Below are 16,149 nucleotides of genomic sequence, written 5' to 3' on the forward strand. Positions count from 1 at the left end.
ATCTGTCCGTTCAGCATGCCTCTATACCAATATATGTTCTGTAGGCGAAAAATGTCCTGTTTTTCGCTTGTTTGTTACAACAGCCAACTCGGGCAAGATTACACTGGACTAGGGGGCTTCCCTTCCTTTTGCGCAAAAAAGACGATCAATGGAATGATTCTCCGACTGATCGCCTTTCTTGTCTAATGTCATCCTACGACTTTACATGTTTCTGCATCTGCTGTATAGCTGATTTCTCCAGACGTGAAACCTGAGCCTGAGATATCCCGATTTCATCTGCAACTTCCATCTGGGTTTTCCCTTCGAAAAAGCGCATCGACAAAATCATCTTTTCCCGTTGACCGAGACGGTGCATCGCTTCCCGCAATGCAATCTCCTCAATCCAGGACACATCCTTGTTTTTGTCATCACTGATCTGATCCATCACGTAGATCGGGTCTCCCCCATCGTGATAAATCGGCTCAAACAGCGATACCGGATCTTGAATGGCATCCAGTGCAAAAACAACATCTTCCTTCGGCACATTCAGTGCCTCCGAAATTTCAAATATCGTCGGTTCGCGTGAATTTTTATTCGTCAAGCTGTCACGAACCTGAAGCGCCTTATAGGCAATATCCCGTAGGGAACGGGATACCCGAATCGGATTATTGTCACGCAGATACCTGCGAATCTCACCGATAATCATCGGTACTGCATAGGTCGAAAATTTGACATTCTGGGATAAATCAAAATTATCAATGGCTTTCATCAGGCCGATACATCCAACCTGGAACAGATCATCGACAAACTCCCCCCGATTGTTAAAACGCTGAATGACACTGAGTACCAGACGCAGATTGCCATTCACCAATTTCTCTCTTGCTGAGCGATCATGGTGCTGCTGAAGGGAATGAAATAATTCCCGCATTTCAATATTGGTGAGAACAGGCAACTTTGCGGTGTCCACGCCACAAATCTCGACTTTGTTTCGGGTCATCGTGATTTACCTCCCAAGGAGAAACATTAATGTACATTATCTCCGGGGCAGGCTTTTTTATTCGTCGTTGGAACCCTTGCCAGTAATACCCATTCTTCTTTCCCCACTGGATCAGACCATTTTGTTGAACTCTTTTCGCAGCCTCTTAATGATTCTTTTTTCAAGTCTGGAGATATAGGATTGGGAGATTCCAAGCAGATCTGCCACATCTTTCTGCGTCTTTTCCTCACCATCCGTCAAGCCAAAACGAAGCTCCATAATCATTCGCTCGCGATCGGTCAGTTTTTCCAGCGCCTTATGCAGTAACTTTCGATCTACTTGTTCCTCAATATTTCGATAGATTGTATCGTTTTCTGTACCAAGTACATCGGATAATAAAAGCTCATTTCCATCCCAGTCAATGTTCAGTGGTTCATCAAAAGAAACTTCAGTACGAATTTTACTGTTACGCCGCAGATACATCAAAATTTCATTTTCGATACAGCGCGAAGCGTAAGTTGCGAGCTTTATCTTCTTTTCCGGATCGAATGTATTTACAGCTTTGATTAGTCCAATTGCACCTATAGATACCAGATCCTCGATGTTAATACCTGTGTTCTCGAACTTACGTGCAATGTATACCACCAAACGCAGGTTACGCTCAATTAACATGGCTCGGATCGCTGAATCCCCTGAAGATAATTTCTGTAGCAAGTACTCCTCTTCTTCCCGTGTCAATGGAGGTGGAAGTGCCTCACTTCCACCAATGTAATAGATCTCTTCACTTTTCAGCCCAAACAGGAATAACAGACGATAATATTGTAGCTGGGCAACCAATTTCCATTTCACAAGCATGTAGGTTCCTCCTATACCACATTCAGCGGCTTTTCTGTGGGTTCTGCGGATTGAGCCTTAGACTGCGCAGAAGCAGCTTCTTGCACCAGTTCAGGATGAATCACGGCCTGATATTTCCCATCCGAGGACAAAACGCCCCCATCCAGTCCAATCAGAACTTTTGTCGTCACATAATCTGTTCCGTCCATTGTCACCTTAACCCGATCGGGCTTGACCGCCATCATAAATGCTGTTCCTTTATTAATCCCCCGATAAGGAACCAATCGCAGACGATCCTGCCAGCGAAAATGTTTCTGATCTAGTTCCATGATGAGATTTTCCGGTGATTCGTGTTTCAGTCTACTGTTCCATGAATCAGGCAGCATCGTTTGCCACAATGAAACCTCCATAACCATCACCGGCATCCGTGATAAAGGGTCTGTGAGCTGATTCCCTGTATCCAAAAGGCCTGTACAAGACACAACAACCTCATCGATGCAAACCTCGACTTGACCAAGGTAAGTGGTCATGCGATCTGATTTACGTTTGGCTCCTTGCACAATTTTGAATAAAATGAGCACCGCGAAGAATACAATGAAAGTGAACCAGAATGCAATCTTCAGATCAAACGACATACCCCCAGATGCTGTGAACCAGATGCCATTGAACAGTTCTCCTGAATTCTGAAGCATATAATGCACACCCAGGATGCCTCCAGCCGCAACAAAATTAATAACGTAAAATGTACCCAGCGTCCTCAGAAAAGCTTGCAGTCCCTTATATCCAAACGCGATACTCAACATCACAAGAGAAAAACCAAACTTGATCAAAAACGTGAACAGGAAATCAAACTGTGGTACAAACATCATCACGACGTATAACGCCCCAACGATAGCCGATAGCAGCCATCTCCACCAGACCAGCTTCGTTTGGCGCATCCAGGCCGTCAGTCCAATGAGCGCTCCATCCATGCATAGATTTGTTAGAAAGATCAGATCGACATACACAACCACGCTCTTCACCTGCCTGCTTCCAACCTATCGAAACGAAAGGTTACAACGAATCTCACATGCTTTTAGATTGAATCGCCCTGAACGCTTCAGATTGAATCAACCTAAATGCTTCGGATTGAATAAACCTAAATGCTTCATCGTCTCGATATTCATGAGCATATTCCCAAGTATACGTAGCCTCCTGTTCAAAGTCTGTCTAAATGTGGGAGCTTGTCTTCAACTATTTTTGTCGGAATGACGCAGCCGAGTTGTTCAGAATTTGTTCATTCCTGTATGTTAAACTATATAAAAAAACAGCAAAAAACCCGGCAACTGCAAAAGCAGCACCGGGTTTTCCAAGTATAATACTACCTGATTATTCGTTGTTATTGTTGCGGGAACGATTACGTAAAAATGTCGGAATGTCCAACTGATCATTGCTTGGCTGATTTCCGAATGGACGAAGATTCGGTGAACGTGTCTCTGCCGGCTCTGATGCTGTAGCAGGTTTACGTACTGGCGGAGCAGAAGGTTTATCCTCAAATCCAGTGGCGATGACCGTAACCTTGATCTCCTCTTTCAGATCTTCGTCAATAATCGCACCAAAGATCATATTCACTTCCGGATCGGAAGCCGACGTTACGATCTCTGCCGCTTCGTTCACTTCATACAGGGACAGATTCACGCCACCTGTGATGTTCATGATTACGCCGCGTGCGCCTTCAATGGAAGTTTCAAGCAAAGGACTCATGATGGCTTTGCGTGCCGCTTCGGCTGCACGGTTCTCTCCAGTCGCTTCACCGATCCCCATAAGCGCAGATCCACGCTCGTGCATGATCGTTTTGACATCTGCAAAGTCAAGGTTGATCAAACCAGGTACTGCGATCAGATCGGAGATACCCTGTACCGCTTGACGCAATACGTTATCTGCTTGGCGGAATGCTTCCAGCATCGGCGTCTTTTTATCTACGATCTCAAGCAAACGGTCATTCGGGATGACGATCAGTGTATCCACTTTTTCCTTAAGTGCTTCAATGCCTTGTTCTGCATGGCTTGAACGCTTGCGGCCTTCAAAAGTGAAGGGACGTGTCACCACACCTACAGTAAGGGCGCCACACTCTTTGGCAATTTCAGCGATCACAGGAGCTGCACCTGTACCTGTACCACCGCCCATACCGGCTGTAACAAAGACCATGTCTGCACCTTTCAACGTGTTCATGATCAGGTCGCGGGACTCTTCCGCTGCTTTTTTACCTACATCCGGATTGGCACCTGCACCAAGACCACGAGTTAATTTATCACCGATTTGCAATTTATGCTCGGATTTTGCCAGGTGCAATGCCTGAGCATCCGTGTTCACCGTAATAAATTCAACACCTTGTACACCATTTTCAATCATTCGGTTTACAGCGTTGCTTCCGCCGCCTCCTACCCCGATGACTTTAATCTGAGCCAAGCTCTCCATCTCAAAATCAAATTCCAACATATTATTCCATCTCCCCCTCAATGTGCATGGATGGCCCGTCCAATTTTTGATTTGAACCGAATCAATTTCATATATCGACGAACGAAAGCGTTTATTTTAGTACCAGCGCATTCAGACGGCTTCAAGAATGTATGAAATGGATCCAACCTGTTATATAAATTCACTGAACATATTCTTCAGTCGTTCGAACAGACCGGGTTTTTGCTCCGATTCCTGTGCCGTATTTGGCTTCGGACGGTTCGTCGGTTTCTTGCTGTTAGTGTTGTTGTTACCGCCATTGCTGCTCGAGGGCCTGATACGCAAACTGCGAATAACATTGTGTAAAATACCAACGCCGCTTGTATATCCAGGGTCACGCACACCAATGTAATCCGGAACGGCGACACGCACCGAAGCAACAAGTTCATGCTGTGCCACTTGCAGAACACCAGGCATGGAGACCGTACCTCCCGTTAGTATATAACCGCCAGGAAGCTCGTTGTAACCAAGGCGTTTGACCTCTGTGCCGATCATCTGGAATATCTCCTGAACCCTAGGCTCAATAATAGCCGCCAGATCTTCCTGGGAAAACTCCTTGTCCACGTTGCTACCGATGCGCGTCACTTTGAACATCACATCTGCGGCAGCATCATCAAGCCAGGCACAACCATATTTCAGCTTAACTTTCTCCGCTTGATCGGTCAAAGTACGCAAACCATAAGCAATATCATTGGTTACAAATTCCCCGCCGATTGGCAGTGTTGAAGTCGCAACCAGGCTATCCTCTTCAAAGATAGCAATGGTTGTTGCTCCTGCTCCGATATCCACGAGCACAGAGCCCATCGTTTTCTCATCCTTGGACAGGGCCAGTTGACCTGCTCCGAGTGACATGAGGACCAGGTCGCTCACTTTTAATCCCGCTTTTTCCACGCAGCGCAACAGATTATGTATCGCGGTTTTAGCACCCGTAATGATGGTTGCTTCAACTTCCAGGCGAACACCAATCATACCACGCGGGTCTTGTATGCCTTCCAAGCCGTCTACAACATATTGCTTGGCGACAACATCAATAATTTCCCGTTCGGGCGGAACCGCAATGACTTCGGCTGCTTTCAACACCCGCTCCATGTCTTCTTCTCCGATCTCACGATCTTCGTTCGATACTGCCACCACACCGTGACTGCTCATCAGTCCGATGTGATTGCCTGAGATTCCAACATATACTTCGGATATTTGAATACCTACCATACGTTCTGCATGATCGACTGCATTGCGAATCGACTGCACCGTCTGATCGATATCTACGATTACACCTTTGCGAATTCCTTCCGAGTCGGCAGATCCAACTCCAATAATATTAAAGGTTCCATTATTAATTTCCCCAATAATAGCGCGAATTTTGGATGTACCGATGTCCAAACTAACAATGATGTCATTGTTGCTCAAGTCTGTGGCACCTCCTGACTCCAATAGTAAAATACGTTCGGGTTTAAACACACATTAAAACATATTCAACACAGCTTAGGCTTTCCCTCTTTTTTCTACAATTTTTTTGGGTGCCAAGTTCTGGATGTGAAACATAAAACTTTGAAGAAAAAAGAAGGAGGCAACTCATGTGCCGTAAGTTTAAGTGTACCATTTTTTCTTCATCTCAGAAAGAACAAGTTTCACACATCAACCGGTGCTAAAGCCCGATCCTGTCTACACTTTTACGCAATAAACCGCCAATCAGCAACATGCATCATTGCCCTGCTCCCGGCTCAGCGTCATCCTCAGGATTATCCGGTACAAACGGGACATACGTATCCGCCTCAAGCATCGTAATTTTACCAGGTCGTTCGGTCTCGATCACCTGATTCAAATACTCCACTTTATCCGTTAACAGCGATATCGTTGTAATCACTTCAAACTGTGATTTGGTGTACATGCGAATCTGATCCGGAAAAGAGGGTGTCGGATTCGGAATAATTTCGGATATGTCCGTTGTCAGTTCATTTGGAATTTGAGCCAGCGCCTCACTCAGCTTTGCCTTGAGCGGATCATTCGGTTTCCATTGTGTCAGAATCGGCTTCTCTACAGCAACACCGATCGTTGGCGGAACATTCAGGCTTGTCCCATTAGACAATATGGCTTTAAGCGCCCCGGTTGTGTCCAGTTCGTAAGCGACTGTAGGAAACTCCTGAACCTTGATATGAATCGTACCCGGAAATTGCTTGTCCACAGTAACTGTTGAGACAGCTTTAATCGTTTTAAGACGTTCTATGATTTCAGTAGCACTTGTTCCAAAAAACTGATCGCCTTCCCTCAAACCACTCTTTTCAAGTAAATCCGCAGTGGCCGTGTATACATTACCCGTAATTTCGATCGCTGATATGCGACTTACCGAAGAACGAAAGAATAATACAGCCAGCAATGCAATAAATAATAATAATAGGATAATTACAATCTTACGGCTTGTGTTTCCTTTTGGGCGATTCTCCTTGAGAACCGGAATTTGACTTTTAGGCATAATAACGCTCCACAAAGCCTCAGGCCCCCTCCTCTTCCAAGAAGGGGACGCCAAGGACGTTAATTGGCAAAATCCAACTGTTTCGAAACAGTCGACTGTCTCTCCACTGAGGCTCCAAGACTCTGGAATAACTTTTCGATCTGATCATATCCCCTGTCAATGTGATGTACTTGCTCCACAATGGTTTTACCTTGAGCCGCCAGACCTGCAATAACTAAAGCTGCACCCGCACGAAGATCTGTCGCCTCTACAGTAGCCCCATATAGTCTTGGAACTCCACGGATAAAAGCTGCATTCAGGTCAACCGAAATATCCGCTCCCATGACATTCAGTTCATCCACATGTTTAAATCTTCCTTCGAACACGGTTTCCTTCATCACGCTGAATCCATCTGCCAAACTGAGTAGCACCATGATCTGTGATTGAAGATCTGTTGGAAACGATGGATACGGGGAAGTCACAATACGATCCACTGATTTTGGGCGGGTCATACAACTCACAGTCATTATATCATTGCATACTGTGATTTGAACACCAGTGCGCTTTAACACATGTATAAGCGAAGTAAGATGTGCAGGATTGCAGTGTGTAAGCGTAACATTGCCTCGGGTTGCAGCAGCAGCAATCATAACGGTTCCAGCGACAATCCGGTCAGGTATGATTTCATAGGTGCAAGGTTGCAACTTCTCAACACCATTTATCGTGATTGTATCCGTGCCGGCACCCATAATTCGTGCCCCCATCGCATTCAGAAAATGCTGCAAATCCTGAATTTCAGGCTCTCTCGCTGCGTTGAAAATTGTCGTTGTGCCTTCTGCAAGCACAGCAGCCATCATGATGTTTTCAGTGGCTCCAACACTCGGAAAATCAAGATGAATATCCGCACCTGACAGATTAGCTCCATGACAGATAATTTGCTGATCTTGCTCTTCAATCTGTGCTCCGAGTGCTTCCAGCCCCCGGAGGTGAAGATCAATTTTACGTTCTCCGATCGCACAGCCACCCGGCTGATATACAGATACTCTCCCAAACCTCGCAAGCAATGGCCCCATCAGAAAAATGGAAGACCGCATTTGCTTCATAAGATCCTCTGGCACATCATGTGACCGGACAAGCGACGTATTGATCGTCACTGTTCCCTGCTCATGCCGACATGTGCATCCAAGTCGTTCCAGGATATACAGCATTACTTCGATGTCCAGCAAGTGTGGAACGTTGTGCAGCGTAATTTCTCCGTCTGCGAGCAAACTTGCGGCCATAATCGGTAAAGCGGCATTTTTTGCTCCATGGATGCGTATGGATCCTGATAGGGGTCTCCCACCTTCAATCACCAATTTGTCCAATGTATCACCTCCGGGGTTTACGCTCACCCACTGCGATAACATACGGTACCCGGTGGATACCGCCATGAGATGATATAGTGCTCTGAATAGACTGTATAAGGGTGATGACGTCCTCTGCTGTCGCTTGGCCTGATTGAACAATAAAATGGATATCCATTGTTCCCAGTCAATCTCAGCGAATTGAATTATCCGTGACACATCCGATCCATGAGGCTCCGCAATCCATCCCTCGGTTCGACCAGTCATTTCCAGCAATACCATGTCGGGAATTCACGGTCTTCACCCTAGTTGCACCTCTGCCGATATGATGCTGTACTGCGGTATCATGGAACGATTGTCACGATTTATACCGTATCTTATGTCAGTCCCGTCTGGTGTGTGACAATCGCCCATGAATGCGTCCAAACACCTATTATCGTTTTGCAACAAGACGCTTAATTTCGTTTACAAGCACTTTGGCCGCATCTGGTTTCCCTAATTTTCGAGAAGCCTCTGCCATCTGCTTACGTCCTGATTCGTCATTCATAATGCCTGCAATTGCTTCATACAGGCCTTTGCCTGTAAGCTCTCTCTCCAGCATTGTGAGTGAGGCTCCTCCTTTTTCAAGGGTACGCGCGTTAGCCTCCTGATGATTGTTGGTTACGTTTGGTGATGGAATCAGAATCGACGGAATACCAAGAGATGTAATCTCCGCAAGGAACGAGGCTCCTGCACGGTTCACAATCAAAGAGGTACAAGCGAGTACTTCGGGCATGTTATGTACATAAGGAAGTACATGCAGATGATTAGGCATCGTTCCCAAAGAACTACGGATCGCTTCACGGGTTTCATCAAAATAGGTCTCGCCTGTAACGTAAACAACATGTACATCATCCAGCTGTTCCAGCATCGGTGCCATTTCAATCATCGCCTGATTAATCGCTTTAGCCCCCCGGCTACCCCCAACGACTAGCACAACACGGCTGTCCATCGGAACACCTAATGTGGCGAATCCACGATCCCGACTGGCCTGGGCTACTGTTGTTGCCCGCGGGTTCCCAGTATAGATAACCTTTTTTGCACCAGAGAATGATTTTTCAGAACCTTCAAAACTGACAGCAACTGTATCTACATAACGCATGAGAAACTTGTTCGTCAGACCTGGAATCGCATTCTGTTCATGAATCACGCTTGGAATTCCCAGCTTTGCCGCCGCATATACAACGGGACCACAGACATATCCGCCCGTACCGATGACAACGTCCGGCTTGAATTCCTTCAGCATTTTTTTAGATCTCCTTACCCCTTGAACGAATCGCATGATCGTTTTCACATTTTCAAAGGATAACTTACGCCGAAAACCGGTGATGTCAATCGATTTAAAAGGTATATCTTCCTGAGGAACCAGCTTACTTTCAAGTCCTCGTGTACCGCCAATGTATAAAAACGTCGAGTCGGCATTTTCCGCCTCACATTGTCTTGCTATGGCTACGGCCGGATAGATATGCCCACCCGTGCCGCCACCACTAAGAACGACTCGCATCGTATAAGTCACCTCGCATAACGGGATAAATTCAATAATATGCCCAGTGCGGTGAGCATGAGTGTCAGTGATGAACCTCCATAACTGATCAGCGGCAGTGTAATTCCTGTGACAGGCATAAGTCCAATCACCACGCCGATATTAATAATGACCTGCACAGCAACCATACCGATAATCCCCACAGCTAGCAGGCTGCCAAAGGAATCTGGAACCGTCATCGCTACACGCATTCCTCTCCACACCAGCACCAGAAACAATAATAATACAATCATTCCACCAATGAAACCGAGTTCTTCCGCCAAAATACTAAATATAAAGTCCGTCTGCGGTTCAGGCACGTAACTGTACTTCTGTCTACTCATCCCCAGCCCGAGACCAGCCAGTCCACCTGGACCAATCGCATAGAGCGATTGAATGATCTGATAACCTGCACCAAGCGGATCTGACCATGGATCCAGAAAAGCTGTAATTCGTTGCAACCGATAAGGTGCCGCTGCAACAAGTGCCGCGAATCCTGCAACTCCACCCAGAGCAAGCAGAGCGAGATGTTTCATTCGTGCTCCGGTTGTGAAAATGATAAGCATGGATGCCCCCATCATCACGGTGCCTGTACCTAAATCGGGCTGTAACATAATTATGCCAAAAGCAAGCCCCATTAGCCCAAGCGGAGGCAACAGCCCCGTTGTAAAAGTTTTAATTTTACCAGGATCTTTGCTCAGCCAATGAGCCAAAAACAAGATCATGCCCAGTTTCATGAATTCGGAGGGCTGGATACCGAAAGAGCCAATCCCCAGCCAGCTACGTGCACCGCCGCGAACGACTCCGATTCCCGGAATTAATACGGCAATGAGCATAATAAAACAGATAATTAAAATCGGCTTGGCATACTTTCTCCATACCCTATAATCCACATTCGCTGTCACAAACATGGCTACCAGCCCAAGCACGGCGAATAAAATCTGCCTTTTCACAAAATAAAATGAGTCGCCATAGTTTCGGAACGCAAGTACTGAACCTGCGCTGTACACCATAATGATGCCGATGGCAAGCAGAGCCAAAATACAAATCAGGAGCCAAATATCCGGCGCCGGTCGCGTCTGTTTCATCAGGAGGCCACCCCTTGCATGGAAGTAGGGGCTTTTCCACCCCCCTACTTACAAGTTATGCGCCGCCTCTTTAAAAATGCGTCCCCGTTCTTCATAGGAGGCAAACATGTCCCAGCTTGCACACGCAGGGGATAACAAAACAACATCCCCTGGTTCGGCAAGACTTGCTGCTTCCTGAACAGCAACCGTCAACGTACGGGCAGCGTCCTCCTCATTATCGACGACCTTAATATGCTTTAGTCCCGCCAGTTCTGCGACTTTAGCAATTTTAGCACGGTTTTCACCAAGAACCACCAACGCTTTGACACGTTCCTCCAATACCGGCAACAGCTCCATCATATCTGAACCGCGATCTAGTCCGCCTGCAATCAATACAACAGGTTCCTTAAAGGAATTCAGTGCCATGACCGTTGCTTTTGAATTGGTAGCTTTTGAGTTGTTGTAATAAACTGAGCCATTATGCTTGAGCACATACTCCAGTCGATGTTCAACACCTCTGAAATCAGCTAGCGGATCAGCCAGCTGTGACGGGTCAGCACCCGCTGCGATTGCAATAGCTACTGCAGCAAGCGCATTGCCTACATTAAAACGTCCAGGTATGCCAATGTCCTGCACATCGATAATCACTGCTCGATTGCCTGCACCATCCGCATAGATCACCTGACGTTTCACATCATCCTCTTCTCCGTCGACATAAGGCGGATCTGCATACACGCCTGTTTCCAGGTTTTCCGTTAGTGAGAAAGGAATCACCCTCGCCTTGATGTAAGGAATGAGTTCACGACATACCGCATCATCCCAATTGAGAACAGCGACGTCATCTGGTTTCTGATTGGCAAACAGCTTTGCTTTGGAAGCCACGTAATCTTCCATACCGCCATGATAATCCAGATGGGTCTCTGCCACGTTAAGAAGCGCAGCAATACGCGGACGAAACTCTACCGTGCCTTTGAGCTGGAAGCTACTTAGTTCGACGACCATCCAGTTATCAGCGGTAGCCTGCTCTGCAGCTTCACAGAGAGGGGTTCCAATGTTACCAGCAACAATGGGATTCAAGCCCGCTTGTTCCAGCATATTTCCTACCCAAGTTGTGGTCGTTGTTTTTCCGTTAGAACCGGTGATACCGATCATAGGTGCCCCGCAAAGGTGATATGCAACCTCCACCTCGGTTACCACCTCAATACCTAATTCAAGAGCTTGCTGCACAGGAGCAGCCTGATAAGGAATGCCGGGGTTTTTGACGACCAGCTTCACATCACTATGAATGAGATCATCCGGATGGCCCCCGCATACAACAGAAATTCCCAAAGCCTCCAATTCGGAAGCTTCGGGACACTGTTCCCTGTCTTTTTTATCATTTACGATAACGTTAGCCCCGGCACGATACAGCACCTTGGCAACTTGTACGCCGCTCTTCGCAAGCCCAAGCACGACGACTTGTTGTCCGCGATATGTTTCTGGATGATTCATAATTTACAACCCCTTGTTGAGATAAAGTCCAAGAGCGGCCAAAATAGCACCTACCGCCCAAAAGGTAATGACAACCCGCCATTCTGACCAGCCACTAAGCTCGAAGTGATGGTGGATCGGGCTCATTTTAAATACACGTTTACCGCGGGTTTTGAAGGATACAACTTGGATCACAACGGAAAGGACCTCAATTACGAAAATACCGCCGATAACCAGAAACAGAAGTTCTGTCTTCGTAACGATTGCAATCGCGCCGATTGCACCGCCGATTCCGAGCGAACCCGTATCGCCCATAAACACCTTGGCCGGATGTGCATTGTAAACCAGGAATCCGAGAACAGCCCCAATCATGGCAGCTGCGCACACCGCCGCCGGCATCGACGTTGCCTGCATGGCCACAATAGCAAACGCGCCAAAAGCAATCGCACTGACACCGGAGAGAAGACCATCCAGGCCATCCGTAAAATTAACCGCATTGGTAATGGCCAGCATCATAAAGACAACAAACGGATAATAAAACCATCCTGTCCAGTCAAACGAAACCGAAGTTCCCGGGATAGAAATCGCGGTGCTGTGTCCATTTTGAATAAGTAAATAACACATGAGGGCACTGAAGAACAGCTGCCCCAGCATTTTTTGTCTGGCTGTCAATCCAAGCGAACGCTTGAATACAATTTTGATATAGTCATCCAAAAAACCAATGAGACCAAATCCAAGCGTAGCGACAAGCAACACATAAAAGTCTGTGTTTTTGACCGCTGAGAATTTAAGAAACGCCAGCGTGAACGCAAGTAAAATAACAACTCCGCCCATCGTTGGTGTTCCGCTTTTTTTCAAATGGCTCTGAGGCCCGTCTTCCCTGACCTGCTGTCCGAACTTCATCCGCCGCAGAAGCGGAATAAGTAGCGGCGCGGCAATCACCGCCAAAATAAATGAAACGCCGATTGTTAACAGTAATACCTGAAAATCCATGGGTTCACCCCTCTAGTCTACTCGATTCTGTAATGGTGCCGTCTGCAGTGTTTGAACTACATCCTCCAGTTTCATGCCTCGCGAGGCTTTAAACAAAACTGCATCTTTCGGATGAAGATTCTCCAACAGATAACGGGTCAATTCTTCTTTATTATCAAAAGCATGCACAGCTTCAGCTACCATATGCTTTTTTGCTCCCTCAGCAATATGCAAGGATAATGGACCGTATACCAGCACTTTATCCAATTTATCAGGAGTAATATACATCCCGATCTCATGATGAAGCTGCTGCTCCTCCGAACCTAACTCCAGCATATCTCCCAGTACAGCCACTTTCATCCGATATCCTTTTAACCCTTCCAACACATCTATAGCAGCCTTCATGGAAGTCGGGCTTGCATTATATGCATCATTCAGGAGAGTAAGTCCGCTGACCGCCTGGGTGACCTCAATACGCATCCCTGTCAATTTTAGCTGCGACAAGCCTTTTGCCATATTTTCCTCAGTCACCCCAAAATGACGTGCTACGGCCATGGCAGCCAGACAGTTAATTACATTGTGCGTACCCAGCAAGGGAAGGTTATAAGCTTTGTCGCCAGACTGCTTGGTTGTAAACACCATCCCGTGCTGTGCATTCATAAGCCCAGTTGGATAATCGTTATTATCCGTTTGTAATCCAAACCTAAACCGCTGCATGCCTTCAGGTTGCTTCGTTGCAGACTCTTCAAGCACCTGCGCGATTAAAGGCTCGTCTCCGTTGTATATGAGTAACCCGCCAGGTTTCATACCAGCAGCAATTTCAGCCTTGGCTCTAGCAATTTCAAGTCTTGAGCCAAGCTGAAGCAAATGGGATTCGCCAATATTCGTGATGATTGCTACATCCGGCTGAGCAATGACAGAAAGGTCATAGATTTCACCGCGACCGCTCATGCCCATCTCCAAAATAATGATCTCCGTATCCGGTGTCATACTCAATACCGTTAGTGGCAGACCGATATGATTGTTGAAATTCCCCTGCGTTTTATGCACCTTGAATGTGGTAGAGAGAAGCGCGTTTACAATATCCTTGGTTGTTGTTTTCCCGTTACTGCCTGTAATGCCAACAACAGATGCCTTGTTCTCACAAAGATAAGCCGATGCAAGTGCCTGTAATGCAGTCAGGGTATCGTCCACCAAAATAACAGCTCCCTGCGGCGGAGCACCATGATTTTTTTGCCACAACGCCCCCGCAGCATCTTGCTCCAGACAAGCTTGCACAAACTCATGCCCATCAAAACGTTCACCTACCAAAGGGATAAACAAACTGCCTGCCACCGGTTTACGTGAATCGGTAAATACCCCTTCGGCGATAACTTCACTATGAACTGCGGCATCACTTAGTGTGCCACCACACATGTCGGCGATTTGCGCCAATGTTCGTTTTATCAATTGGATTTGCCCCTTATCGCTTCTTTAGCTATGATCCGGTCATCGAAATCGGTCTTGGTTGTTCCGATAATTTGATAAGTCTCGTGACCCTTGCCCGCAATCAATACTACATCGGCCGGGCTTGCCATTTCAATAGCTTCATGAATGGCCTGACGCCGGTCCACGATCATTGTGTAACGCTCAGACGGAACGGACTCTTCCAGCAAACCTTGCTCAATGTCTTTTAGAATCAGATCGGGATCTTCCGTCCGCGGGTTGTCAGAAGTCACTAATACAAAGTCACTGTACTTCGCAGCAATTTTACCCATCAATGGGCGTTTTGTGCGATCCCGGTCACCGCCGCACCCAAATACGCAGATGACACGGCCCTCCGCAAACTCATTGACTGTACGCAATACATTCTCAAGTCCATCAGGTGTATGGGCATAATCAACGATGACCGCGAATGCCTGACCTTCATTGACAGCTTCCACCCTGCCATCCACACCCGGTACGGTCTCCAGACTACGCTTGATCTCTTCCAGTGGCACACCTTCCACCAGCGTTGCCGAGATGGCCGCCATTGCATTGTACACGTTGAACTTGCCTACCATACGCAGTTCAATGTCTGTGCTACCCGCAAAGGTATCTACATGGAAGGTCGTCCCCTGAGCTGTGATTGAAATTGCAGATGCACGAACATCCGCCTGTTCTCCCATGCCGTATGTAATAACCTCAGCAGCCGTTACAGAGATATAATAATCCGCAGCCGGATCATCCGCATTGATCACTGCATACTTCCGCTCGGAAGCATCTTCTGCATAACCGTTACCCAGGCGAGCAAAAAACAACCCCTTAGCTCCGCGATATTCCTCCATGGAATGATGGTAATCGAGATGATCCTGCGACAGGTTTGTAAATACTGCTGTACGGAAATCCGTGCCTTTCACCCGCCCTTGCTCCAATGCATGAGAAGAAACTTCCATCACACAGCATTCCGTACCAGCCTGAACCATATCATGCAAACTACGTTGCAAATCCAGAGCTTCAGGTGTTGTTCCCGACATCGGGTAAGTGCGTCCATCATAACGCATCTGGATGGTTCCGATCAGCCCGGTTTTCTGACCGTAGTCGCTCATAATTTTTTCAATCAAATAAGTCGTTGTTGTTTTGCCGTTCGTTCCCGTTACTCCGATCATTTTCATCTTGTGACTCGGTGATTCGAAAAAGAAGTCCGACAAAACAGCCATAGCAAAGCGACTGTCTCTTACAATCAATTGTGGTACAGGCAAGTCAAGCTGCCGCTCCACAACGAGAGCAGACGCTCCGGCCTGCACTGCTTTATCTGCATAATCATGTCCATCGACCGTATGTCCCGGAAGACAGATAAACAGATCCCCCGGTTTGACTTGCCGGGAATCTGTCTGAAGGTTGTGACATTCTGTATGGGGGTCGCCCACGAGACGGGCGGTAATCAACTTGGATTCAAACTGTTTTAAAAGCACATGAATAACCTCACTTTTCCAAATATACTTCTGTATCCACAGATTCCTATAGTATTAATATCGACCAGA

General features: G+C 46.9%; 13 protein-coding genes. All 13 read right to left on the minus strand.

The window, feature by feature from the left end; all coding sequences use genetic code 11:
* Nucleotides 1-193: 193 nt before the first annotated feature.
* Nucleotides 194-976, minus strand: a complete 783-nt coding sequence (gene sigG, locus ACT89M_RS19755) for an RNA polymerase sporulation sigma factor SigG (RefSeq protein ID WP_110898501.1) — start codon at nt 974-976, stop codon at nt 194-196.
* Between the two features lie 111 nt (nt 977-1,087).
* Nucleotides 1,088-1,810, minus strand: a complete 723-nt coding sequence (gene sigE, locus ACT89M_RS19760; protein ID WP_090923750.1) for an RNA polymerase sporulation sigma factor SigE — start codon at nt 1,808-1,810, stop codon at nt 1,088-1,090.
* Nucleotides 1,811-1,821: 11 nt separating this feature from the next.
* On the minus strand, nt 1,822-2,802 hold the full coding sequence (spoIIGA, locus tag ACT89M_RS19765; RefSeq protein ID WP_154888637.1) for a sigma-E processing peptidase SpoIIGA: 981 nt from the start codon (nt 2,800-2,802) through the stop codon (nt 1,822-1,824).
* A gap of 355 nt (nt 2,803-3,157) precedes the next feature.
* Nucleotides 3,158-4,267: a cell division protein FtsZ gene (gene ftsZ / locus ACT89M_RS19770; protein WP_090923751.1), complete on the minus strand. Its 1,110-nt coding sequence runs from the start codon at nt 4,265-4,267 to the stop codon at nt 3,158-3,160.
* A gap of 150 nt (nt 4,268-4,417) precedes the next feature.
* Nucleotides 4,418-5,692, minus strand: a complete 1,275-nt coding sequence (gene ftsA, locus ACT89M_RS19775; RefSeq protein ID WP_308722815.1) for a cell division protein FtsA — start codon at nt 5,690-5,692, stop codon at nt 4,418-4,420.
* A 295-nt stretch (nt 5,693-5,987) separates the two neighbouring features.
* Nucleotides 5,988-6,755: a cell division protein FtsQ/DivIB gene (locus tag ACT89M_RS19780; protein WP_090923799.1), complete on the minus strand. Its 768-nt coding sequence runs from the start codon at nt 6,753-6,755 to the stop codon at nt 5,988-5,990.
* A 59-nt stretch (nt 6,756-6,814) separates the two neighbouring features.
* Complete coding sequence (gene murA / locus ACT89M_RS19785) at nt 6,815-8,098, minus strand: UDP-N-acetylglucosamine 1-carboxyvinyltransferase (RefSeq protein WP_154888123.1); 1,284 nt, start codon at nt 8,096-8,098, stop codon at nt 6,815-6,817.
* Between the two features lie 412 nt (nt 8,099-8,510).
* A complete protein-coding gene (gene murG, locus ACT89M_RS19790; protein WP_154888107.1) occupies nt 8,511-9,620 on the minus strand; it encodes an undecaprenyldiphospho-muramoylpentapeptide beta-N-acetylglucosaminyltransferase in 1,110 nt (369 codons plus the stop codon).
* 8 nt (nt 9,621-9,628) lie between these two features.
* Nucleotides 9,629-10,726, minus strand: coding sequence for a stage V sporulation protein E (spoVE, locus tag ACT89M_RS19795; protein WP_154888105.1), 1,098 nt, complete (start codon nt 10,724-10,726; stop codon nt 9,629-9,631).
* Between the two features lie 48 nt (nt 10,727-10,774).
* Nucleotides 10,775-12,196 (minus strand): UDP-N-acetylmuramoyl-L-alanine--D-glutamate ligase, encoded by a 1,422-nt coding sequence (gene murD / locus ACT89M_RS19800; RefSeq protein WP_154888103.1) that lies wholly within the window; start codon nt 12,194-12,196, stop codon nt 10,775-10,777.
* 3 nt (nt 12,197-12,199) lie between these two features.
* The gene (mraY, locus tag ACT89M_RS19805; protein WP_090923756.1) at nt 12,200-13,168 is read right to left on the minus strand and encodes a phospho-N-acetylmuramoyl-pentapeptide-transferase; all 969 of its coding nucleotides are present in this window, start codon (nt 13,166-13,168) and stop codon (nt 12,200-12,202) included.
* A 12-nt stretch (nt 13,169-13,180) separates the two neighbouring features.
* A complete protein-coding gene (locus tag ACT89M_RS19810) occupies nt 13,181-14,593 on the minus strand; it encodes a UDP-N-acetylmuramoyl-tripeptide--D-alanyl-D-alanine ligase (protein ID WP_154888635.1) in 1,413 nt (470 codons plus the stop codon).
* Complete coding sequence (locus ACT89M_RS19815) at nt 14,593-16,080, minus strand: UDP-N-acetylmuramoyl-L-alanyl-D-glutamate--2,6-diaminopimelate ligase (RefSeq protein ID WP_090923757.1); 1,488 nt, start codon at nt 16,078-16,080, stop codon at nt 14,593-14,595. The genes ACT89M_RS19810 and ACT89M_RS19815 overlap by 1 nt, the downstream gene beginning before the upstream one ends.
* Between the last annotated feature and the right edge of the window lie 69 nt (nt 16,081-16,149).

This window comes from Paenibacillus sp. NN59 (assembly GCF_057597225.1).